Source organism: Enterovibrio norvegicus (assembly GCF_002876705.1).
Lineage (GTDB): Bacteria > Pseudomonadota > Gammaproteobacteria > Enterobacterales > Vibrionaceae > Enterovibrio > Enterovibrio norvegicus_B.
This window is the reverse complement of sequence record NZ_MDAG01000057.1, coordinates 300738-323158: the sequence shown is the minus strand read 5'-3', so window position 1 is coordinate 323158 and position 22421 is coordinate 300738. Positions and strand designations below refer to the sequence as shown.

General features: G+C 46.9%; 19 protein-coding genes. 15 read left to right on the top strand and 4 right to left on the bottom strand.

Translation table 11 applies throughout. The features are described 5' to 3' along the window. Window positions 1-220: 220 nt before the first annotated feature. The 4 genes from sstT to BCT27_RS20820 all read left to right on the top strand — a co-directional run bounded on the left by sstT (window position 221) and on the right by BCT27_RS20820 (window position 4937). Entirely contained in the window at window positions 221-1459 is a 1239-nt protein-coding gene (gene sstT, locus BCT27_RS20835) for a serine/threonine transporter SstT (RefSeq protein WP_102317056.1), read from the top strand. A 390-nt stretch (window positions 1460-1849) separates the two neighbouring features. Beyond that, window positions 1850-2398, top strand: a complete 549-nt coding sequence (locus BCT27_RS20830) for an ECF-type riboflavin transporter substrate-binding protein (protein ID WP_102317057.1) — start codon at window positions 1850-1852, stop codon at window positions 2396-2398. An 8-nt stretch (window positions 2399-2406) separates the two neighbouring features. Next, window positions 2407-4101 carry an ABC transporter ATP-binding protein gene (locus BCT27_RS20825; RefSeq protein ID WP_102396649.1) on the top strand — a complete coding sequence of 565 codons (1695 nt, stop codon included), beginning with the start codon at window positions 2407-2409 and terminating at the stop codon, window positions 4099-4101. After that, complete coding sequence (locus BCT27_RS20820) at window positions 4098-4937, top strand: energy-coupling factor transporter transmembrane component T family protein (protein ID WP_102396648.1); 840 nt, start codon at window positions 4098-4100, stop codon at window positions 4935-4937. The genes BCT27_RS20825 and BCT27_RS20820 overlap by 4 nt, the downstream gene beginning before the upstream one ends. Window positions 4938-5014: 77 nt before the next feature. On the opposite strand, the gene mlc is transcribed toward BCT27_RS20820, so the two are convergent. Continuing rightward, on the bottom strand, window positions 5015-6229 hold the full coding sequence (mlc, locus tag BCT27_RS20815) for a sugar metabolism global transcriptional regulator Mlc (protein ID WP_102396647.1): 1215 nt from the start codon (window positions 6227-6229) through the stop codon (window positions 5015-5017). A 258-nt stretch (window positions 6230-6487) separates the two neighbouring features. On the opposite strand from mlc, the gene queE reads away from it, so the two are divergent. Next, window positions 6488-7153, top strand: a complete 666-nt coding sequence (gene queE / locus BCT27_RS20810) for a 7-carboxy-7-deazaguanine synthase QueE (protein WP_102396646.1) — start codon at window positions 6488-6490, stop codon at window positions 7151-7153. A 133-nt stretch (window positions 7154-7286) separates the two neighbouring features. On the opposite strand, the gene queD is transcribed toward queE, so the two are convergent. Then, the gene (gene queD / locus BCT27_RS20805; protein ID WP_017011915.1) at window positions 7287-7649 is read right to left on the bottom strand and encodes a 6-carboxytetrahydropterin synthase QueD; all 363 of its coding nucleotides are present in this window, start codon (window positions 7647-7649) and stop codon (window positions 7287-7289) included. 397 nt (window positions 7650-8046) lie between these two features. Between queD and asnS the strand changes: the two genes are divergently transcribed. After that, a complete protein-coding gene (asnS, locus tag BCT27_RS20800) occupies window positions 8047-9447 on the top strand; it encodes an asparagine--tRNA ligase (RefSeq protein ID WP_102396859.1) in 1401 nt (466 codons plus the stop codon). 381 nt (window positions 9448-9828) lie between these two features. Continuing rightward, window positions 9829-11022: an amino acid aminotransferase gene (locus BCT27_RS20790; RefSeq protein WP_102317062.1), complete on the top strand. Its 1194-nt coding sequence runs from the start codon at window positions 9829-9831 to the stop codon at window positions 11020-11022. A 96-nt stretch (window positions 11023-11118) separates the two neighbouring features. Here BCT27_RS20790 and folE read toward each other — a convergent pair whose 3' ends face one another. Next, window positions 11119-11778, bottom strand: a complete 660-nt coding sequence (folE, locus tag BCT27_RS20785) for a GTP cyclohydrolase I FolE (protein ID WP_102396644.1) — start codon at window positions 11776-11778, stop codon at window positions 11119-11121. Window positions 11779-12000: 222 nt separating this feature from the next. On the opposite strand from folE, the gene moeA reads away from it, so the two are divergent. The 8 genes from moeA (at window position 12001) to BCT27_RS20745 (ending at window position 20415) form a co-directional block, all read left to right on the top strand. Then, entirely contained in the window at window positions 12001-13236 is a 1236-nt protein-coding gene (moeA, locus tag BCT27_RS20780; protein ID WP_102317064.1) for a molybdopterin molybdotransferase MoeA, read from the top strand. A gap of 9 nt (window positions 13237-13245) precedes the next feature. Next, on the top strand, window positions 13246-13995 hold the full coding sequence (gene moeB / locus BCT27_RS20775) for a molybdopterin-synthase adenylyltransferase MoeB (RefSeq protein ID WP_102396643.1): 750 nt from the start codon (window positions 13246-13248) through the stop codon (window positions 13993-13995). Between the two features lie 133 nt (window positions 13996-14128). After that, window positions 14129-15748, top strand: a complete 1620-nt coding sequence (locus tag BCT27_RS20770) for a putative bifunctional diguanylate cyclase/phosphodiesterase (RefSeq protein ID WP_102317066.1) — start codon at window positions 14129-14131, stop codon at window positions 15746-15748. A gap of 339 nt (window positions 15749-16087) precedes the next feature. Continuing rightward, the gene (locus BCT27_RS20765) at window positions 16088-16909 is read left to right on the top strand and encodes a phosphate ABC transporter substrate-binding protein (protein WP_102396642.1); all 822 of its coding nucleotides are present in this window, start codon (window positions 16088-16090) and stop codon (window positions 16907-16909) included. Between the two features lie 83 nt (window positions 16910-16992). Next, window positions 16993-17904 carry a phosphate ABC transporter permease subunit PstC gene (gene pstC, locus BCT27_RS20760; protein WP_102396641.1) on the top strand — a complete coding sequence of 304 codons (912 nt, stop codon included), beginning with the start codon at window positions 16993-16995 and terminating at the stop codon, window positions 17902-17904. Then, window positions 17904-18788: a phosphate ABC transporter permease PstA gene (pstA, locus tag BCT27_RS20755; RefSeq protein WP_102396640.1), complete on the top strand. Its 885-nt coding sequence runs from the start codon at window positions 17904-17906 to the stop codon at window positions 18786-18788. The genes pstC and pstA overlap by 1 nt, the downstream gene beginning before the upstream one ends. Window positions 18789-18805: 17 nt before the next feature. Beyond that, complete coding sequence (gene pstB / locus BCT27_RS20750) at window positions 18806-19561, top strand: phosphate ABC transporter ATP-binding protein PstB (RefSeq protein ID WP_241908617.1); 756 nt, start codon at window positions 18806-18808, stop codon at window positions 19559-19561. A gap of 410 nt (window positions 19562-19971) precedes the next feature. Then, entirely contained in the window at window positions 19972-20415 is a 444-nt protein-coding gene (locus tag BCT27_RS20745) for an META domain-containing protein (protein ID WP_102396638.1), read from the top strand. Window positions 20416-20465: 50 nt separating this feature from the next. Here the strand turns inward: BCT27_RS20745 and BCT27_RS20740 are convergent, their stop codons facing one another. Continuing rightward, a complete protein-coding gene (locus BCT27_RS20740) occupies window positions 20466-22070 on the bottom strand; it encodes a CHASE domain-containing protein (protein ID WP_241908616.1) in 1605 nt (534 codons plus the stop codon). Window positions 22071-22421 lie beyond the last annotated feature (351 nt).

Genomic DNA, 22421 nt, shown 5'->3' with positions numbered 1-22421 from the left:
AATTTAAAGCGCCCTTCGTGGCGCTTTTCCTTTTTCAGAATTTACAACTTCATTACAATAACCATCGCAATATTTTACATCGCCGCAAAACATCACTGCTATATATAATCAGGCATATGCGATCGATCATCATATTTTATTTCATTTACTACTTTACAGATTACTAATCCAGCTGATTTAATCCAAACGTTAACAGCTCATACACAGTGAAGTGAGAAAAATGAAGCAAAAAAACTCCCCTTTAGCACGTGTTACTAGTGCCAGTCTGGTCGTCCAGATTTTGGTAGGTATTATCGCCGGTGTTGCCCTCGCTAGCCTTTCGCCAGAAAGTGCCAAAGCCATTGGGTTTCTAGGCGGCTTATTTGTAAATGCTCTAAAAGCCGTTGCACCTATCTTGGTATTTGTATTGGTAGCAGCATCTATCGCAAATCAGAAGAAAGGCCAACACACTCATCTTCGTCCAATCATCACCCTTTATTTAGTTGGTACTTTCGCTGCAGCAATTACGGCTGTCACCATGAGCTTTTTGTTCCCAACAGAGCTTACGCTAACAACAACAGATTCTGCTATTGCACCACCAGAAGGTATTGTTCAGGTTATCCAAACGCTATTGTTTAGCGTTGTCGACAACCCAATTCATGCACTGATGAACGGTAACTTTATCGGTATTCTTGCTTGGGCAATTGGCTTAGGTATTGCGCTTCATCACGCATCAGACACCACCAAAACCGTATTTGGCGACGTTGCTGAAAGTGTTTCTTTCATTGTTCGCTTCATCATTAAGCTTGCCCCTATTGGTATTTTCGGCTTGGTCGCTAAGACCTTTGCAGAAACAGGCTTTGAAGCATTGGTGGGTTACGCTCACTTGCTTGCGGTATTGCTAGGCAGCATGGCGATTATCGCCTTGGTTGTGAACCCATTGATTGTTTACCTTAAAACCCACACCAACCCATACCCATTGGTATTTCAATGTCTGCGTGAAAGTGGCGTGACCGCCTTCTTCACACGTAGCTCTGCCGCGAACATTCCTGTGAACATGCAGCTATGTAGCAGATTGAAATTGGATAAAGACACCTACTCTGTTTCTATTCCATTGGGCGCAACTATCAACATGGGCGGTGCAGCCATTACCATCACGGTATTGACACTTGCAGCCGTTAACACCATGGGAATTCAAGTTGATATTGCGACAGCAATCCTGCTGAGTATTGTTGCTGCCGTATCTGCATGTGGCGCATCGGGTGTTGCAGGTGGTTCACTTTTGTTGATTCCACTTGCGTGTAATTTGTTTGGTATTCCAAACGATATCGCGATGCAAGTCGTTGCCGTAGGCTTCATCATCGGTGTGGTTCAAGATTCAGCAGAAACTGCATTGAATAGCTCAACAGACGTTGTGTTTACCGCAGCAGCTTGCCGCGCGAAAGAAGCCGAAGAACTGCAAACCTCGACAGTGAAATAAGCCAAAACCATATTTACCTAAAAAGGCGCGTCTGCGCCTTTTCTATTTCTCCCATGGCACCCTTTCCTTATCTCCCAAACGCAAGCCGAGCCAGCGAACACGAGGTCACAGCATAGAAAACAGATAAAAGCTGACACCTCTCCTCCACAATGCCCTGTTCTCACCTTCCGTCTATCGCTCTAAGTTTCGACGTTCTCAACTCTGATCCGCTCACTACATCAACAATCTGTGTATCTTGGTTTACAGACATTTTTAGACGTCTAGACTGTTAGCTTTCCTTTCTATGCGTTTATCTTTATAATCCCGCCTCTTTTTTGTGAGCCACTTAAAATAACTGGCGTCAAAATATGCGTTGGACAAATAGATCCTGTCCAGCACAAAGGTTTATCTATGAATTTCTCAGCAAAGACTGTCGTTATCATTGCTATTGGTGCTGCTCTCTATGGCATTGGCGGCTTGCCAATGTTTGGCATTCCTGTTTTCGCAAACACGACGCTTAAGCCTGCTATGGCCATTCTTGCTCTTTTCTCCGTTTTGTTTGGCCCGGGCGTGGGCTTTTTTGTTGGCTTCATCGGCCACTGGGTTACCGACATGTTCGCAGGTTGGGGGGTCTGGCTAACCTGGGTGTTAGGTTCTGGCATCGTGGGCTTCGTCATTGGCTTCTTCCCTATTCTGACCAAACGTCGCCTGAAATACGGGAGCTTTGGCCCGATTGATATCGTACTTTTCGCCTTCCTGGCTTTGCTTGGCAACGTGATTGGATATGGCACGTCTGCTTTCCTTGATACCGTGCTTTATGCCGAACCTTTTACCAAAGTCTTCATTCAGCTTTGTATTATTGCTGCGGGTAACGCCTTGCTAGTTGCCGTTGTTGGCTACTTCATTTTGCAATCTGTGGCCAAACGCAACAGACAGTGCCGTAATCTGACTGAGGCCTAAACATCTCCATGACCATCGAATTTAAAAACTTCTCCTTTCGCTATGATGCGTTGGTTAACCCCACGCTAAAAAATATCAACTTAACCATAGAAAAAGGCGAAAAAGTCCTGATCATTGGCCCAAGCGGCAGTGGTAAATCCACGTTGGGTCAGTGCATTAACGGCCTTATTCCCCACGCAATTGAGGGACACATCGACGGTGAATTACTGATCGATGGCAAAAACAGCCAAAAAATGACCTTGGTGGAATACACAGAGAAAGTCGGCACCGTACTACAAGATACAGACAGCCAGTTTGTCGGATTGAGTGTGGGTGAAGACATCGCGTTTGCGCTGGAAAACCAATGCATGTCCGTCGCTGACATGTACCCATTGGTCAAGGCCACCGCGAAAATGGTCGATCTTGAAAACCTGCTTCATCATGCCCCGCATGACTTGTCTGGCGGGCAAAAACAACGCGTTTCCCTTGCGGGCATTTTGGTAGATGACGTAGACGTCCTTTTGTTTGATGAGCCTCTTGCCGCACTTGACCCGAAAACGGGCAAGCGCACTATAGAGATCATTGACCAACTTCATCGTGATACGGGCAAAACGATCATCATCATTGAACACCGTTTAGAAGATGTACTGACGCAACACATCGACCGCGTGATCCTTATCGACAACGGAGAGGTCATTGCTGATACCACGCCAGACGAGATCCTGACATCGTCATTGCTTAACACCCATGGCATTCGTGAGCCCTTGTATCTCTCTGCGCTCAAACATGCAGGCTGCGCAGTTGAGCAATCAGATAAACCATCAAACATGGCTAATTTGCCCGTTGCGAAATATGCAGAAGCATTAACGACGTGGCATGGCAATGCGCAAATCATCAACAAGAAACCGTCATCAGATGCGCTGCTAACGTTGAACAATCTCACCTACTCCTATGATGGCGAGAAGAACGCCCTTGAGGATGTCAGCTTTACAGTCAATCGCGGCGAGATGATGTCTGTATTGGGTAAAAATGGTTCGGGAAAATCCACCATCACCAAGCTGATCATGGGCGTCATAGACCCAGATGAAGGCAACATTGTTTTCGACGGCGAAGATTTCTCAACACTGTCCATATTCGAACGCAGCCGTAAAGTTGGCGTTGTCATGCAAAACCCTAATCATATGATTTCACACCACATGATTAAGGATGAAGTGGCGTTCGGTTTGATGAACCAAGGGCTAAGCGATGCCGACATCGACAAACGCGTCCTGGATGTTCTTGAACTGTGTGGCTTGAGTAAATATCGCCATTGGCCGGTAGATGCGTTGAGCTATGGTCAGAAGAAACGTGTCACCATTGCGTCTATTTTGGTGATGGAGCCAGATCTTCTGATTTTGGACGAACCGACGGCAGGCCAAGATTACCGCAACTACACCTCTATGCTGCAATTCATTAAGAAACTCAATGAGGAGCAAGGCATCAGTGTGATGATCATTTCTCACGACATGCATTTGGTGTTGGAATATACAACGCGCTCTGTCGTGATTGCAGACAGTAAGCTGATCGCGGATGCGCCAATGACGAGTGTGTTCAGCCAACCCACTTTGTTGGATGAAGCCAACCTTACCACCACCAGTTTGTACCAACTTGCTGAGAAGGCAGGTATTGAAGACATCGACGGATTTATGCAGACATTTATTCAGTCGGAGAGCAACGCCAAATGAAAGCATCAAAAATGAAGTTCGGCATCAATTACGTTGATACCAAATCGCCACTTCACGCGCTCAATGGCATCACCAAGTTTGCTCTGTTTATGGCATGGGTAACTGTAGTACTGACGACCTTCGACATTCGCATTATCGTCAGCATGGTGTTGCTGGGTTTAGCCTTATTGAAAATGACGAGGGTGGCGTTTCAAGCCTATAAACCACTGCTGTTTGGCACCATCAGTGTGTTGAGCATGAATGCCGTGTTTATGTTTTTGGTTGCGCCGCAACAAGGCTCTGAATGGGTCGGTTCTACCACGACACTGCTCGAACTCCCTGCGGGTTACTCACTGACGCAAGAAACCTTGTTCTATCTGTGCACAATCACATTGAAATACTTCAGTATGTTCCCGATTGCACTGGTGTTCGTCTTTACCACGCACCCCACTGAGTTTGCGTCGAGCCTCAACCGTATCGGTGTGCCTTACAAAATCGCGTATGCCGTCAGCCTAACCTTGCGCTATCTGCCTGAAGTAAAGAGTGACTTCATCAATATCATGCACGCTCAACAAGCGCGTGGCGTTGATTTTTCGAAGAATGCGCCATTGATGACACGCTTTAAAGGTGTAGCGAAAATTCTGATCCCGTTGATTTTCTCTAGCCTCGACCGCGCGGATGAAATTTCCAATGCGATGACACTCCGTGGCTTCGGACGAAGTAAAACACGGACTTGGTATAACTATCGCCCGCTGACACGAAAAGACATCGTGGTACTTTCAGGTATCGCCTTGTGTGTTGTGCTTGCGCTTTACAAACGACACCTAGAAGCCGCCACGGTGTGGTATCCATTCTAAGTGACGAAAAAAGGAGCCTAAGGCTCCTTTTTTGTTTGTCTCATCATGACTAAGTTGATCTACCAACAATAACGCTATTAGCCTTCTAAGACCTTCATCAACAGATAGCCGTTATACATAGCGCGTTTGACTAACGCAGCACCTGGCATTGTTGCCTGAGTATAGAAATAGGTCTCTTCCAGCATCAGGTTCTCGGTATAACATGGCATGCTTTGGCTTTTCACACAGTCGATAATGGCGGGATACAGCACACCTTTCGCACGGTTAAATTCACCCCCAATGAGAATTCTTTCGGGGTTAAAAAGATTCACCATGATCGCAATGGCTTGACCGAGGTGATGCCCTAACTCTGTAATGACTTTCACCGCGACACCGTCTCCCGCTTCCGCAGCATCGCAAATACCATCAATGGTTAAAGGCTTTTCCTGTAGCACGCTTTCATGGCCTTGCTCGAGCAGTAGTTTCGTTTCTTCCAGCACGGCTTGAAGGCTCGCTACCGTTTCTAAGCACCCGCTATTTCCGCAAAAACAACGCTTACCGAACGGTTTGATTTGAATGTGGCCCAGTTCGCCAATGTTGCCAACCTGCCCTTCCAACACCTTTCCATCCAGCATGATACCGGCACCTACACCATGATGAATGGCCACCAATACCGCATTCTCTACATCACGTGCATTACCAAATAATTTTTCTGCCAATGCCCATGACCGTGTGTCGTTACCAATAAACACGGGTAAACCTGTCGCACGGTGAATTGCCGCCCCTAAGGGCATGTTATGAACATCATAGTGGGGCATTTGAATCACGATACCCTGAGCACTATTTACGAGCCCTGGGAGTGATACTGCAATGGATGTAACACGATCAACCACAGAGGAATGCTTGGCAAAGAATTGATTGATATGTTCAAGAACCTGTTCGATAAGAAGGTCTTGGTCGAGCACATGGATATCGTGACGGTTCTCTATCAGAATATCGCCACCCAGTTCATGCAACGCCAACGTTAAGTATCCGCGCCCTAAGCGCAATGACAGGAACTGCCACCCTTCATTATTCAGAACAAGCCCGACGGCGGGGCGTCCGCGGGCTGCGGTTTCGCCATACTCGGTTTCTTTTACGAGGTGCGCATCAATCAACTCTCTGGTGATTTTAGTGATACTCGCAGGCGCTAGTTGGCTGCGTTTTGATAGTTCGATTCGAGAGATAGGCCCGAGCTGATCGATCAACTTATATACTGTGCCAGCGTTATTACGCTTAATGTGATCTATGTGTCCCGGCTGGGCAAGAATCATCCCATTTTCCCTAAAGTGAATCCTATCTTTGAATTTTTTTACTTTGCGAAGTAATTGTGAAGCACATTGAGATGATGTCGTGATACACGTCACGAGCTAAATCAAATATCTTCCATTTCCAGCGTCCAACTAAAAAAAATCAATAAGTTATCGCTTGCTTTTACCGCACTTCATACTTCAAATAACAACAAGCCAAGACACTCGTGCTATAAGCTGACATAATCCAGCCCCACATGCGATTCTGATTGTTAAAGCGGTATGTACAACGTCAACGAAATTTTTGAAACGATTCAAGGCGAAGGCACCTTCACAGGGGTCCCTTCCGTATTTGTTCGCCTACAAGGCTGCCCTGTTGGTTGCCCTTGGTGCGATACACGACAGACCTGGGACACCTTGCCCACCGACGAGCGGGACTTTGGCGCAATCATCACCAAAACCGGAGACAGTCCGATTTGGGCTGCTGTCGACGCCAATGATATTTTGACGCATCTACAAAATAGCTATACCGCTAAACACGTAGTGATCACTGGCGGGGAGCCGTGTATTTACGATCTTCGCCCGTTAACCGAACGGCTTGAATCTGCGGGCTATCGCTGCCAAATCGAAACCAGCGGAACGTACCCAGTAGAAACCACAGAAGGCACATGGGTGACAGTGTCACCTAAAATCAACATGCGTGGGAAACTGCCTGTTTTGGAAAGCGCGTTAGAGCGTGCCAATGAAATAAAGCACCCTGTCGGCACTGAATCTGACATTGAAAAGCTTGAAGCGTTGTTAGATGGTGTTGCACTGCGTGAAAACGTAGAAATCGCACTGCAGCCTATTAGCCAGAAGCCGCGTGCAACGGCATTGTGTATCGATACCTGCATCAAACGTAATTGGCGCTTGTCGATTCAAACGCACAAATACCTCGATATCGCATAACGGTCGCACCTCAGAGGGCGTTCTGTTGTGCCATTGAAACGTTGTGCCATAAAAAAAGGAGCCATAGGCTCCTTTTTCGATTTCTAACGTGCATGTCTTTCACATAAGGCTCAAGCCTTCGCGTCACACCCGCTTATTCGCCAGTGTAAATACACCCTGCCGTACACGTTTCTTTGATCATCACTTTGCTTAGACAAGGCAATTCAGGTTTCAATTGATCCCAAATCCATTTCGCCAGCACTTCACTTGTCGGGTTTTCTAACCCTTCAATGTCATTCAAGTAATAGTGGTCCAGACGGTCGTAAATCGGTTTAAACGCGGCTTTGATTTCAGAGAAATCAATGATCCAACCTGTGTGTGGATCTACTTCACCCGTCACATAAAGACGCACAAGGAAAGAGTGCCCATGCAAACGACCACACTTATGTCCTTCTGGAACATGTGGCAAATGGTGGGCAGCTTCAAACATGAATTCTTTGAACAGTTCAGTGTGCATAATGTGCGTTCCTGTATATAGCGTGTTACTACGATGGACAGCATGCCACTCATTACTGAGCAAAAATGCGTCAATCAAATCTTCAATGCGCCGCGATGCTACTCAATATTGGTGAGAACCTCAAACGCAATCGCAAACAGATGTCGCCGATTTCCCTGACAACCTGTCTGGTATCAAAGGCGATTTGACGCAAATTCTGCGGAAATAACGCCAGCCGGTTAAACCTTGAGCAGCTTTTGGCGCTGATTTGATAAAGTATCAATCAAATTAGACTCGCATCTTATAACAACGCTTGAAGGTTATCTGGATACAGGTAAACTTGCTGGTTCAAATGCGAATTGTCTCTGCTCGGTGAACATCATCATCGAGCCATCTTCAACGGAGTTAGATGCAAATTATGAACTATATGCCTGTAGCAGACGTCCTGCACGGCAAAACGGAAGTAGACTCAGAAGTCACTGTCCGTGGTTGGATCCGTACCCGTCGTGATTCAAAAGCCGGTATTTCTTTTCTTGCCATTTATGACGGCTCTTGTTTTGACCCTATTCAGGCGGTTGTTCCTAATGAGCTGAATAATTACCAGGAAGAAGTACTCCGTCTAACCACTGGTTGTTCTGTTGAAGTCACTGGTAAAGTGGTAGAAAGCCCAGGACAAGGCCAAGCGTTCGAACTACAAGCAACAAACGTTAACGTTGTTGGTTGGGTTGAAGATGCAGACACGTACCCAATGGCGAAAACGCGTCACTCTATTGAGTACTTGCGCGAAGTTGCACACCTACGTCCACGTACTAACGTGATCGGTGCGGTTGCACGCGTGCGTAACTGTTTGTCACAAGCGATTCACCGCTTCTACCACGAACAAGGTTACTTCTGGGTATCTGCACCACTGATCACCGCTTCTGATGCAGAAGGTGCAGGTGAAATGTTCCGTGTTTCTACACTTGACATGGAAAACTTGCCACGCACTGACGAAGGCAAGGTTGATTTCAACGAAGACTTCTTCGGTAAAGAAACCTTCCTGACCGTATCAGGCCAGTTGAACGCAGAAGCTTATGCATGTGCATTGAGCAAGGTTTACACCTTTGGCCCAACGTTCCGTGCTGAAAACTCAAACACCAGCCGCCACCTAGCGGAATTCTGGATGGTTGAGCCTGAAGTCGCTTTTGCGGATCTAGACGATGTGGCAACACTGGCTGAAGACATGCTGAAGTATGTGTTCAAAGCCGTACTTGCTGAACGTCGTGATGACCTTGAGTTCTTTGCTCAACGCATCGACAAAGAAGCGATCACTCGCCTAGAAAAGTTTGTTGATTCTGACTTCGCTCAAATCGACTACACCGACGCGATTGATATCCTGCTTAAGTCTGGCCAAACGTTTGAGAACCCAGTTGAATGGGGTATCGACTTGGCGTCTGAGCACGAACGCTACCTTGCTGAGAAGCACTTTGAAGCGCCGGTTGTAGTGAAGAACTACCCGAAAGACATCAAAGCGTTCTACATGCGTTTGAACGACGACGGTAAAACCGTTGCTGCTATGGACGTACTTGCACCTGGCATTGGTGAAATCATCGGTGGTGCACAACGTGAAGAACGTTTAGATGTATTGGATACGCGTATGCGTGCCATGAACATCGACCCTGAGCACATGAACTGGTACCGCGACCTACGTCGCTACGGCACCGTTCCTCACGCTGGTTTCGGTCTCGGCTTCGAGCGTCTGGTTTCTTACGTTACTGGCATGGGCAACATCCGTGATGTTATTCCATTCCCACGCGCACCACGCAGCGCGAACTTCTAAGTTATTGAACAAACCCGTTCAATACCGATTTAAAAAGACCGCTTGTTAGCGGTCTTTTTTTTAGTAATTTTCCCTCAAACTCCCCCACCGTCATCCCTTTGTGTTTCGTTAACACACATTCTCGTTTTTATGAGGCGCTGATTTGTTGAATGAAATTCGGTCCTTTTCCGCGCGACCTTACACACGCTGGACTTTCCAAGAGACATGCATCCAAAGCCGACAAGAATATGATTTCGATGACAACAAAAAAATGTGTGGATGATCGCGCAAATATCACGATACAAAGAACAATAAAATTTCAGAAAATTTCGGTTTTATTACAACGGATCAAAATGGTATAAACAAAGACAGTTCCCTTTACTAACGCCATGGATGAATGAGATGTTTGAAAAAATTGCTGCAGCTCCCGCTGACCCTATTCTAGGTCTTACTGAAGAATTCAAAGCAGATACTCGCGCTGAGAAAATTAACTTAGGTGTAGGTATCTACAAGGACGAATCTGGTAACACCCCTGTTTTAGCGACTGTTAAAAAGGCAGAAGCCATCCTTCTTGAAAAAGAAACCACCAAGTCCTACCTAAGCATTCCAGGTACGCCTGAGTACGGTTTGGCCGTTCAGAAATTGTTGTTCGGTGATGATGCAACCATCATTGCTGACAAACGCGCACAAACTGCACAAGCCCCCGGTGGTACTGGTGCTCTGCGTGTTGCAGCAGAATTCATCAAACGTCAGCTTGGCGACGTAAAAGTATGGGTAAGTAACCCAACGTGGGCGAACCACAACGGTGTATTCGCGGCTGCAGGTTTGGAAGTGGCGTCTTACGGCTACTACAACGCAGAAACCAAAGACATGGATTTTGCCGCGATGCTGGCAGATCTTGAAACCGCAAGCGAAGGCGATGTTGTTCTTCTGCACGGTTGTTGTCACAACCCTACGGGCATCGACCCAGATGCAGCGCAATGGCAACAACTTGCAGCACTGTGTAACGAAAAGAACCTGCTGCCAATGTTTGACTTTGCTTACCAAGGTTTTGCCTCTGGCGTAGAAGAAGATGCGGCAGGTCTGCGTATTTTTGCAGACACATGTACTGAGCTGTTAGTAGCAAGTTCGTTCTCTAAAAACTTTGGCCTTTACAATGAGCGCGTTGGTGCATTCACGATTGTGGGTAAAACAGCACAAGAAACAGCGACAGCATTCAGCCAAGTGAAGAGCATTGCACGCGTTATCTACTCTAACCCACCAGCACACGGTGCTGCCGTTGTTACCATTATTCTGAATGACGCAACATTACGTGCAGAATGGGAAGAAGAAGTTGCAGGTATGCGTGTTCGTATAAAAGAAATGCGCGAACTGTTTGTGGCGACACTTGCTGAAGAAGGCGTACAAGGTGACTTCAGTTTCATTCAACGCCAAAACGGCATGTTCTCTTTCTCTGGTTTGACCAAAGATCAAGTTGCTCGTTTAAAAAGCGAATTTGGTGTATACATCGTTGGCTCTGGTCGCATCGCAGTTGCTGCGATGATGCATACAAACATGCGCCCACTGTGTAAGGCTATTGCAGCGGTACTTAAGTAATCAATAGATTACTGTCCTGCTAACAGACATGAAAAAAGCGCCGATTGGCGCTTTTTTTGTTTGTGTATATTGAAACTCAATATGCTGTTAACCCGTTTACATACCAATGCCGTGTAAGAACTCCGCACGCGTAGCAGCATTTTTCTTAAACACACCGCCTAACGCTGTCGTGGTTGTCTCACTGGTCGCGTCCATTACACCACGTGATTTTACGCAGTAATGCGTTGCATTTACGTGAACTGCCACATTGTCGGTTTCGAGCAATGTCTGGAGCGCGACGAGCACTTGACGCGTTAAACGTTCCTGCACTTGAGGACGTTGCGCGAAGAAACGAACAATGCGGTTAATCTTCGACAAACCAATGATTTTGTCTTTCGGCAAATAGGCCACGGTGCAGGCACCATCAATGGTGACTAGGTGATGTTCACACGTACTGGTAAGCGTAATGTTTTTTACTCTTACCATCTCATCACAGCCCATCTTATTATCGATAACTGTGATTTTCGGGAAGTTCGAGTAGTCTAAGCCAGAAAACACCTCATCCACGTACATTTTGGCAATGCGCGCAGGTGTTTCGATTAAGCTGTCGTCTGTCAGGTCAAGATCGATAACAGATAGAATTTCCCGCATGTGGTATTCAATTTTTTCTTTTTTTTCTGTCGCGGTCATCGAAGATCCCGGCGTCATTGGTGTCTCAATGCCCCGTGCAACTAGCGCTTCACGCACTCGAATTGCAGAATCGCTCAATGCTGTCATAGAAAATCCTCGGGTCGTTACAATGTTGTTATCTAATTAAATACTCGTCTTTTAAGGACAAGGATCAATTTGTGTCAGATTTTTGAAGCATAACGTTAATAGTAATAAAATTACACCTCGATTTGCGTGTGGACATTAGTTTGAGCGAACAAAGTTTGCGATAATGACCGCTTTCTTCTACGTGTTGAGCATGTTTTGCTCAAAACCACCGAGAGTCTATTTATGGGTTGCTGCGATACACCGGGTTTGATGCCAGTTTCCACTGCGATTTCTACCTTGCTTGAAAACACCACACCACTTACACAAACCGATGTTGTGTCCTTAATGGACGCGCAAAACCGCATAACCGCCGAAGACATTTGCTCCCCGATTAACGTGCCGCCGTTTGCTAATTCAGCAATGGATGGTTATGCCCTGCGTTGTGCAGATTTAGAAAAATCGCGCACCCTTACGATGGCAGGCAAATCTTTCGCAGGTATTCCTTTTGAAGGCGAATGGCCTGAAGGGACTTGTATTCGCATCATGACCGGCGCAGAAGTGCCAGAAGGCGCTGATGCCGTCATCATGCAAGAGCAAACAAACGTAGACGGAGACCAGATTACTTTTACTGCATCTGCGACCGCTCAGCAGAATATTCGCCCAATCGGTGACGACGTTAAGCAAGGCGCTGTCGTTATTCCAAAAGGCACGCTTCTGACACCCCGCGAAGTGCCGATGCTGGCAACACTTGGTATTGCAAACGTCACCGTTATACGTAAGCCCAAAGTGGCGTTTTTCTCTACGGGCGATGAGTTGCGTCAAGTGGGAGAACCTTTAGGTAAAGGTGAAATCTACGACAGCAACCGCTACACCATTCGTGCCATGCTCGATAAGATGAGCTGTGAAGCAATTGATATGGGGGTTATCCCTGATTGCCCAGATCAGCTACGTGACGCTTTCCTAAAAGCGGCAGAAGTTTCAGACGTTATCGTGACATCGGGTGGCGTGAGCGTAGGTGAAGCTGATTACACCAAAGACATTCTTGACCAAGAAGGCGATGTTGGCTTTTGGAAAATCGCCATCAAGCCCGGTAAACCTTTTGCTTTCGGTACAGTAAAAGATGCGCTTTTCTGTGGCTTGCCAGGTAACCCAGTTTCAGTGCTGGTGACGCTTCACGTGATGGTTCAGCCTCTGTTGGCAAAACTCGGTGGGCATACACAATGGCAACCGACTATTGCGCTTAAAGCGAAAGCCGCAACACGTTTCAAGAAATCACCAGGTCGCACGGATTACCAGCGCGCGGTATATCATGTAGATACAGAAGGTCAGCTTTGGGCTTCTACCACAGGCAACCAAGGCTCTGGTGCATTCAGTTCATTGTCCCAAGCCAACTGTTTTGCCATTTTGGAGCAAGACAGAGGCCATATCGATGTCAATGAAGACGTGACCATTGAACCCTTCAACGCCGTGTTAAATTAAAGGATCGTAGTGGATATTCTTTCGCCTGAAGAAGAGCTCAGATACAACCGCCAAATCATTCTGAGACAGTTTGATTTCGACGGTCAGGAAGCGTTGAAGCAAGCCAGCATCTTGATATTGGGTGCTGGCGGTCTTGGCTGCGCAGCGAGCCAATACCTCGCAGCTGCGGGCGTTGGAGAAATGACTTTGATTGATGATGATCGTGTCGAACTTTCGAACCTTCAACGTCAAGTACTTCACAATGACTCCACCATTGGCGAGCTCAAAGTCGATTCAGCGGCGAATGCCTTGCGGCAACTCAATCCCCATGTGGTCATCAATACGCATGCAGAACGCCTTGACGATGAAACCCTTTCGGCACTCATCGCCAAACATTCGCTCATCATGGATTGCAGCGACAACGTAGAAACACGTAACCAACTCAACCGACTTTGCTTCACGCACAAAACCCCGCTGGTTAGCGGCGCTGCTATTCGCTTAGAAGGACAAGTAGCCGTGTTTACCTATGGCGAAGATGAGCCATGTTATGAGTGCCTGAGTGCCATGTTTGGGGCACAAGCGCTCAGCTGTGTAGAAGCAGGCATCCTGTCGCCAGTGGTAGGGATCATTGGCGCGTCACAAGCACTCGAAGCAATCAAGGTGCTTTCTCGCTTCAGCACACCGCCATCAGGCAAGCTAATGATGTTCGATGCCATGGACAGTTCATGGCGCAGTTTTACGCTCCCTAGAAACGCAAACTGCCCTGTCTGCAATTTTTGACAAACGTATAATTGCTTGCTGGCAATGCATACAAGCTCATAAAAAGTAAACTACATTTAAGAAGGTCGCAGCGGATGTGTTCTCACCATCGCTGCGTGTTTTTCTTTTTGTTTACGGGCAACTATCGATAACGATGATAAAAACACTCTCTATCATCCTTGTGATATTAGGCATGCTTGCCATCGTGTCGGCATTGCGCTCTTCGATCGCTCTCTACCAACGAGACAAACGCCCTTCCACGTTTAGTTTTATCCCTGTCATGCTCGGTTTTGTGCTTGGCTATTTAACGTTTGCTGGTTTCTTGTCAATGAAGCCGACCACGACCCCGATTGAATTCATTGTTTCCATGATTTTCTTCGGCGGCGGTATATTCTGCGTCATGATTTTCGGTGTGATTTCCCAATCAATGGAGCGCATCGCTTTTGCTGAATTTCAGCAACATCACAATGAATCTCACGATCCACTCACAGGCCTTCCCAATCGTCGATTTTTACTTCGAACCATTAGTCAGCAAGTGAATGAGTTTAATCTCAGCGAACAGCACTTCGCACTCATCACGTTTGACATAAATAACTTCAACAACATAAACGAAGTGTTTAGCCATCAGAAAGGGGATGTGCTTCTCGCGCAGTTTTCTGAACGTCTTAAAGAGTTCATTGATGCTGACATTTTTCTCGCGCGTTCCAGTGGCAACCGCTTCACGCTGATTGTTAATGATCCGCAAGACAGCAATATCCCCAATTACATCGAGAGCATTCAATCGTATTTAGACCACCCACTCACGATCAACGAACACGACGTAAACGTCACCAGCACAGCGGGGGTCTCTCTATTTCCCGAACATGGCAGCAGCGCTGAAGAGGTGTTGAAGCGTTCAGAGATTGCCATGTACAGTGCGAAACGCATACAAGCCCCTTATTCAATTTACGAGCCTTCGGCCTCATCGCACTTTTATGACAAAACAGAACTGGCCTCCATGCTTCACACTGCCGTGACCACCATGGATTTTGACCTGTATTTTCAACCCGTCATAAATGTGAACAATCAAAACCAAATGACGCTGGAAGTGCTTCTACGCTGGCCGCTGGGCGATGGCTATTCGGTCCGTCCTGATGAATTTATCCCCATCGCAGAGCAGACCAATGCCATTAAGCAAATTACGCATTGGGTGCTTGAAACCACGGTGACGCAACTGGCTGCATGGCGTAGACAAGGCATCACACCGCAAGTTCAGGTCAACCTATCCGTTAGAGACATAGAAGATGATGCGCTAGAAACCTTCCTAAGTAGTCTCATGAAAAAACACCCCATTAACCCCGCGCAACTCACACTCGAAATCACTGAAACGAGCATGATGCAGAACCCTTGTAAAGCGCAGGCTGTATTGGAGAAAATCAAAAAACTGGGGGTGTATCTGAGTATCGATGACTTCGGCACGGGTTTCTCTTCCCTTTCAATCCTGAGCAACATGCCGATCGACGAAATTAAAATCGACCGTAGTTTCGTCACGGACTTGCTGTATAGCAGCAACCATGAAGCTATCGTTAGATCGACCATTTACTTAGCGCACAGCCTTGAATGTCGCGTCGTTGCTGAAGGTGTAGAAACCGAAGCGCTAGGGCAATATCTCATCTCAATTGGTTGCGACAAGCTGCAAGGCTATTGGTATGGCCGCCCAATGACGCTCGCTCAAACCGACGAATGGCTTCAACAATCCACACTCACCAATACACGTGTTGCTAGCCAAAACTGATCAACCGTCTACCCGATCTCAACGACACCCTATCTGATGAGATAATGAAGCTAACCAAGGCGTCCCCATCAGGGATACCAAATACAAAGCATCATCATTTTTGCACCTCACACACACTGCCATATGACACGAAAACCTCGAGTCAAATCGCTGAACACTCGCCACATTCATCATGAAATAACATGACTCTTTATTGAAACATTAGAGACTTATATGATTCTTTGTCTCGTCATTAATGCTTCAAATTAGTGAAACATGAATGTCACAAAACTCTCCTAAAGTTGCCTCGTTGAGTCAAACAACGCTTTCATAGAAAGGCATTTTTTAAGGATAGTTATCATGAAATCAAACGTTATCACCGCTCTATGCATGGCAGGCGCATTGGTTGCCAATTCCGCTTCAGCGCAGGAAACCATCACGGTTTCAGGATCAACGTCTGTGACAGAAGTAATGGAAATTTTGGCCGAAACGTACCAAGCACAAAACAACAGCACCTTCATCGAAGTACAAGGCACTGGGTCTTCTGCTGGCGTAAAAGCGGCGAAGAATGGTACGTCCATGTTCGGGATGTCTTCACGTGATTTGAAAGACTCAGAAAAAGAATCTTCGCTAAAAGAAACTGTGATTGCACGTGACGGCATTGCCGTTGTCATCAACAACAGTAACGCGCTTAACGACCTTTCCATTGAACAAATTGCCAAGATTTACCGTGGCGAAGTGAAGAATTGGTCTGAAGTGGGTGGCGAAAACAAACCCGTTGTCGTTGTTACGCGTGACACTGCATCAGGCACACGTGGTGCATTCGAAGACATCATGAATCTAAAGCGCAAAGTGAACGGCATAACAGTGTCTGCTATCTCCCAACGCGCACAAGTTGGCAATGGTAACGGTGTGGTCAAAACCATCGTAGCTAACAACCCATTTGCTATCGGCTACATCTCTTTAGGGTCCATCGACGAATCGCTGAAGGCCATCAAAATCGATGGCGTAACCCCAACCGAGCAAAGCGTTGCATCAGGTGATTACCCTGTCGCACGACCATTCTTGGTTCTTAGTAAAGATGGCAAACCTTCACCAGCTGCTGAAAAGTTCCTTGATTGGGTTGTCTCTGTAGACGGTCAAAAAATCGTGATGAACGAAGGCTACGTGTCAGCACAATAAACCCAAATACCTTGGCCTGACACATTTTGTCAGGCCGCTTTACTATACATCCACACTGTCAGTGCATGACATCTGGAGTTTCCATGACCATCGCAGCCGAACAAGCGCCTAAGCAATACACCAGCAAGCTCGGTCGCCGTAAAGGCCGAGATTGGCGAGAAGCCATCTTTCGTTCTTTATTCCTAGCAGCAGCCGTTATCGGCGTGCTTTCACTGGCCACCATTGGCTACTTTATTTTTCTTGAAGGCATCCCTGCGATTCAAGAAGCAGGCATTACAGGCATCGTTACAGGGTCAGAATGGCTACCCCCGGCCCTATACGGTATTTCGCCAATGATTGTGGCATCTCTGGCATCCACGTTGGGTGCTGTCGCACTGGGCGTGCCGATTGCCGTCTTAACTGCCGTCTTCATTGCAGAGATTGCCCCTAAGTGGCTAGCAAACATTATCCGTCCTGCAGTCGAACTATTGGCAGGCATTCCTTCCGTGGTTTATGGCTTTTTTGGCCTCGTGATCATCGTGCCATTGATTCAGGACGTGTTTAACGTACCAGCGGGAAACACCTTGTTAGCCGGTATCGTGGTGCTTGCCATCATGATTCTCCCTACGGTCATTGCCGTGTCTGAAACGTCACTTCGCGCTGTGCCTAAAACCTACAAAGAAGGTTCTCTCGCGCTGGGTGCATCACACATGTTCACCACATTTAAGTTGCTCATACCCGCAGCGCGCTCAGGGATCATGACAGGTGTCATTCTGGGTATCGCACGTGCGTTGGGTGAAACCATGGCGATCATCATGGTGATGGGGAACGCGCCCGCCATGCCAGAAGGCATTTTAGATTCAGCGCGCACGCTTACAGCAAACATTGCTCTGGAAATGTCTTATGCATCAGGGATTCACGCCAGTGCACTCTACGCCACAGGTATCGTGCTGCTTGTTTTCATCATGATATTGAATGCTTCACTGCTTTATCTTAATCGCGAAAAAGCGAGGTAATGACGATGTCTATTTTACAAAACGTCAGCAAACAAAACGCGCGCATTCGCCACCTAAAAGACAAAGTGGCACTTGCCATTGTATGGACAGCTGCCGCGATGACTGTCGGTTTCCTGTTCTGGATTATTTGGTACATCTTGAGTAATGGTTTGCAGTATGTGAACTGGTCTTTTATCACCAGTGACTACACCCGCATTGGCGAAGAATCGGGCATTTGGCCGATGATCGTATCAACCATTTACATGGTACTTGCGTCCATATCTATCGCGGCACCCATTGGCATCATGACGGCGATCTATTTGACCGAATACGCAAAGGTCGGCAGCAAACTGGTAAAGGTGATTCGCTTCTGCACGGAATCACTGGCGGGCATTCCGTCCATTATCTTTGGTTTGTTCGGTATGACCTTCTTTGTAGCAGTACTGGGGTTAGGCTTCTCCATTCTCTCTGGCGCGTTAACACTGAGTATTTTGATACTTCCCGTCATTATCCGTACCACAGAGGAAGCGCTGATTGCGGTTCCAAATACCTACCGAGAAGGCTCATATGCCTTGGGGTCTTCAAAGATCTACACCATTTGGAAGCTAATTCTCCCAAGTGCGATGCCAGGGATTGTTACGTCCATCATCTTGAGCGTTGGTCGTGTGATTGGCGAATCCGCCCCGGTTTTCCTCACTGCTGGTATGGTCGCGCGCATTCCAGATAGCCTGCTCGACTCAGGCAGAACATTAACTGTCCATCTATATAAATTAACTCAGGAGCTCTACACGGTTCACGAATGGCATCAGGCGTACGCCACCGCCACCGTACTGATTGTTGTCGTGCTACTCATCAATATGCTGACAAAACTGATTGCAAGCAGATTCAGCAAAGCCACTTACTGAGCCCGAGGATTAAGAACATGAACAAATTCAACATTGAAAACCTGAACCTGTATTACAACGATGGCGACACCCACGCACTGAAAAACATCAACTTGCCGATTCCTCACAAGAAAGTAACGGCGCTCATTGGTCCATCAGGGTGTGGTAAATCCACCCTACTGCGCTGCTTGAACCGCATGAACGATTTGATTGCAGGCGTAAAAATTGATGGCCTAGTCGAAATGGATGCTGAAGACGTGTATGGCAACATCGACGTTGCCAACCTTCGCATTAAAGTCGGTATGGTGTTTCAAAAGGCGAACCCTTTCCCAATGAGCATTTATGAAAACGTGGCATATGGCTTACGTGCTCAAGGCATCAGTGACAGAAAGCACCTCGATGAGGTGGTAGAGAAAAGCCTTCGTAGTTCGGCACTATGGGATGAAGTGAAAGACCGATTGAAGTCGAATGCCTTTGGTCTGTCTGGCGGTCAGCAACAGCGTCTGTGTATTGCACGTACGATCGCCATGGAACCTGACGTTATCTTGATGGATGAACCAACGTCGGCACTTGACCCGATTGCGACCAAGAAAATTGAAGACTTAATGGAGACCTTAAAAAAGGACTTCACCATCGTCATCGTGACCCACTCAATGCAACAAGCACGACGCATTTCAGACCGCACAGCTTTCTTCCTCATGGGTGAGCTGGTTGAGCACAACGACACTGAACACATTTTCATGAACCCAACCGATCATCGAACTCTGGGTTACGTCAATGGTGACTTTGGCTAACGGTGATATTGGCTATCGGTGATGTTGGCTAACGGTGGCTTTGCCTAATGGTAGTTTTATCTAACGCTAGCTCAGCGTAATGGCGACGCCGGTAGGTTAAAGACAGTGACTTTTCACTCAATTTGACCGTCTTCTTACTATAACGACAACAAAGCGATGGTATTAACCCTTGCCCCCTGAATTTGGGGGCTTTTTTGTTTCTGTCCGAATAATATCCGCCAATTGTTCATTACATCGACAGTATTCACATAATTATTAGGGTTTTGACACTTTCCTGACTTGCTTACGTCGCAATAATCGGAATAATGGCGAAAGTCAGTAAACGTCCAGTTGATCGCTCAGGTGTTGAACCAAGCCTTGACTAGACTGTCTCTATCGAAGCTGATTCAGTTTTCTATCTGGAGTTGATAATGAAAAAAACCGCAATCGCAATGCTATTCGCGCCAGCAATTTTGGCTGGCTGTGCTGCTAGCTCAGGCCAAGGATCATCAATGGACGTTACCGTTGATAACATGCAGAACCATAACTGGGTGCTAGAAAGTGTTGACGGTAAAGCGCTGGATCTTCCAGAAGGCTTTGCAGCGCCAAACCTAGAAATTGGCGAAGCATTCGCTGCTAACGGTCACGGCGGTTGTAACCGTTACTTTGGCCAAGCTGAATTGAAAGGCCACCAGTTCCGAATCGACAAAATGGCAACAACCATGATGGCGTGTCCTGAGCCTGCGATGGCTCTTGAAGGTGTTATGTCGAACGTATTGGGTAACTGGAGCTCAGTGGAACTAGGTAAACAACACCTAGTACTGAAAAACAGCGACCACACGCTACGTTTCCAGCTGACTCAAGGCACTAACTGATTTTCAGCTAGTCCATTTGCACATGCAAATGATGCGTCAGTAACGAACAATCAGCCTCCTACGTGAGGCTGATTGTCTTCTGGGGAATAGATCCAATGCGTTTGGTCTCGCCCCTCAGCAATGGCTTTGTTCAACGCAATTTCTGCGTACGCCATGAATTTGGCAGGATCAATCTCTTCTGACTTCAACACGGTTACGCCACCGATAGACACGGTAATAATGTCATCCCCCGCTTCTTTGTCGAAAGGCAACTTTAATACCTTCAGTGCATCAAAACACAGCTGCGCGATCGGTGCGCCATCTTTGGTGTTGGGTAAAAGAATGGCAAAAGACTCACCCCCATAGCGTGCAAGTAAGTCACCTGGACGTTTTAATTTGTCTGCCAGTGCTTGGCTCACGAGGCGAATCACTTTGTCCCCGCCCACACGACCATGTTTCTCGTTATACGCAGACATATGATCGATCTCTACAATGAGCATGCTCATTGCCATGCGATCGCGTTGCGAACGCTTCACTTCCGCATCGACACACTCATCGAAATAGTCGCGGTTATATCGACCTGTCAGCCCATCAGATTTCGACATTTTTTCGAGTTTCTTATTCGCGTCTCTTAATTCTCTCGTCTTTGCATCCACACGCTTTTGTATGCTCAATGCTCGGTGTTGTAACACATACTGCAAGTACGCCAGCAACGAGAAAATGATCATGCCGACAACGAATATCATGTAAGGGTAAATACTCATGCGCGCTTTTACGTAATCAACGGTTGGCGTACCGCGCAACACCCATTCTCGGCCTGCAAAGTAGATCGGCTTGGATGTATAACCCAGTTTCATCACAGGCGGTTCAGCCAAGTCCACGACGCTCTCAAAAATCACGTCACTTTGTTCATTCAAACCTTTGTCGATGAGTTCCAGATTAATGTCCTCATTAACGGTATTACTGATAGCGATATCAAAAATATCTTGCACGTCGAACAGGGCAACAAGGAATCCGCGTAACGCCGCTTCCCTGTCTGTTTGTGTCTCAGGGTTACCGATAAAGACAGGCAGCAGCATCAAGAAGCCGCTGTGATCTTCAAATTCTCGCTTTAATCGAATGGCAGGCGTCGCAATGGGCACGCCACGATACCAACTCATTTCAAGCGCATCTTTCATTGACGGGCGTGAGGCTAAATCAAACCCCATGACATTTTGGTTTTCTTCATAAGGAGTGACGTATCTGACGGGAAAATACTGACTGCGCGAGGCGGCCTTTACCAACTGACCATTCGCGCTGAGCTCTACAATCTCAAATAAAGCGAACTCAAGTGCTGCCTCTGCTTCATAAAGATCGCGATTTTTCTCAACCAAATATTCAGCCCATTCCATCGAACGGATATTGGGGTGTCGGTCCATCACACTGTCGGCAAATGCAACGAAGGCGTCTTCGTTGATTTCTTCGCTCAATGCAACTTGGTTACGAAGTGCGTAGAGCAATTCAATGCCGATGTTTAGTTCTCTGCCAAGTGACAGCGCTGCATTCTCAACATCTTTTTGTATTTCATGCTCGACGGCTTGTTGTTCGGAACGCTGCAAAGACATGGCGGCAAGGAACGAGAAAAACAGCCCAATAAAGACTGTTATTAACGTTGATGCCATCATCTTCTTTGCCATTGCCTACCCCACCAGCAAAATGTGTTAAGTAATTGTTGTGCATAAATCGTAAAATCGCCAGCCAAAGGTGTTTTAACTGCTTGTATTCATTTAATTGAACACTAGTGAGAAGTAACGTAGTAGCAACAAAAACACCCTCAAAGGATAATGTCTCTTACGGTATTTTTAGTGACCGATTATTGTCAGCTATGCGACGTTTTCGTGCAGTATTTCTGCTGCTTTAACCGCGTTTGTTCCCGATGTACAGGTGCGCAAGAATGTGTGTCTTGGGCATTATCCGCTTTTTTTTAGCCGTCCAGATGTTTACATGCCCACCTCGATTGATTAAAGTCCTTAAAGCGAACTCAAGTT

What these genes read in the sequence shown, in the direction of transcription:
- BCT27_RS20820 (WP_102396648.1), top strand. Translation starts at nt 4,098, where the DNA reads ATGAAAGCATCAAAAATGAAGTTCGGCATCAATTACGTTGATACCAAA.
- queD (WP_017011915.1), bottom strand. Translation starts at nt 7,649, where the DNA reads ATGCACACTGAACTGTTCAAAGAATTCATGTTTGAAGCTGCCCACCAT.
- pstB (WP_241908617.1), top strand. Translation starts at nt 18,806, where the DNA reads ATGAACAAATTCAACATTGAAAACCTGAACCTGTATTACAACGATGGC.
- BCT27_RS20790 (WP_102317062.1), top strand. Translation starts at nt 9,829, where the DNA reads ATGTTTGAAAAAATTGCTGCAGCTCCCGCTGACCCTATTCTAGGTCTT.
- mlc (WP_102396647.1), bottom strand. Translation starts at nt 6,229, where the DNA reads ATGATTCTTGCCCAGCCGGGACACATAGATCACATTAAGCGTAATAAC.
- folE (WP_102396644.1), bottom strand. Translation starts at nt 11,778, where the DNA reads ATGACAGCATTGAGCGATTCTGCAATTCGAGTGCGTGAAGCGCTAGTT.
- BCT27_RS20830 (WP_102317057.1), top strand. Translation starts at nt 1,850, where the DNA reads ATGAATTTCTCAGCAAAGACTGTCGTTATCATTGCTATTGGTGCTGCT.
- asnS (WP_102396859.1), top strand. Translation starts at nt 8,047, where the DNA reads ATGAACTATATGCCTGTAGCAGACGTCCTGCACGGCAAAACGGAAGTA.
- sstT (WP_102317056.1), top strand. Translation starts at nt 221, where the DNA reads ATGAAGCAAAAAAACTCCCCTTTAGCACGTGTTACTAGTGCCAGTCTG.
- pstA (WP_102396640.1), top strand. Translation starts at nt 17,904, where the DNA reads ATGACGATGTCTATTTTACAAAACGTCAGCAAACAAAACGCGCGCATT.
- queE (WP_102396646.1), top strand. Translation starts at nt 6,488, where the DNA reads ATGTACAACGTCAACGAAATTTTTGAAACGATTCAAGGCGAAGGCACC.
- moeA (WP_102317064.1), top strand. Translation starts at nt 12,001, where the DNA reads ATGGGTTGCTGCGATACACCGGGTTTGATGCCAGTTTCCACTGCGATT.
- pstC (WP_102396641.1), top strand. Translation starts at nt 16,993, where the DNA reads ATGACCATCGCAGCCGAACAAGCGCCTAAGCAATACACCAGCAAGCTC.
- BCT27_RS20740 (WP_241908616.1), bottom strand. Translation starts at nt 22,070, where the DNA reads ATGGCAAAGAAGATGATGGCATCAACGTTAATAACAGTCTTTATTGGG.
- BCT27_RS20765 (WP_102396642.1), top strand. Translation starts at nt 16,088, where the DNA reads ATGAAATCAAACGTTATCACCGCTCTATGCATGGCAGGCGCATTGGTT.
- BCT27_RS20770 (WP_102317066.1), top strand. Translation starts at nt 14,129, where the DNA reads ATGATAAAAACACTCTCTATCATCCTTGTGATATTAGGCATGCTTGCC.
- BCT27_RS20825 (WP_102396649.1), top strand. Translation starts at nt 2,407, where the DNA reads ATGACCATCGAATTTAAAAACTTCTCCTTTCGCTATGATGCGTTGGTT.
- BCT27_RS20745 (WP_102396638.1), top strand. Translation starts at nt 19,972, where the DNA reads ATGAAAAAAACCGCAATCGCAATGCTATTCGCGCCAGCAATTTTGGCT.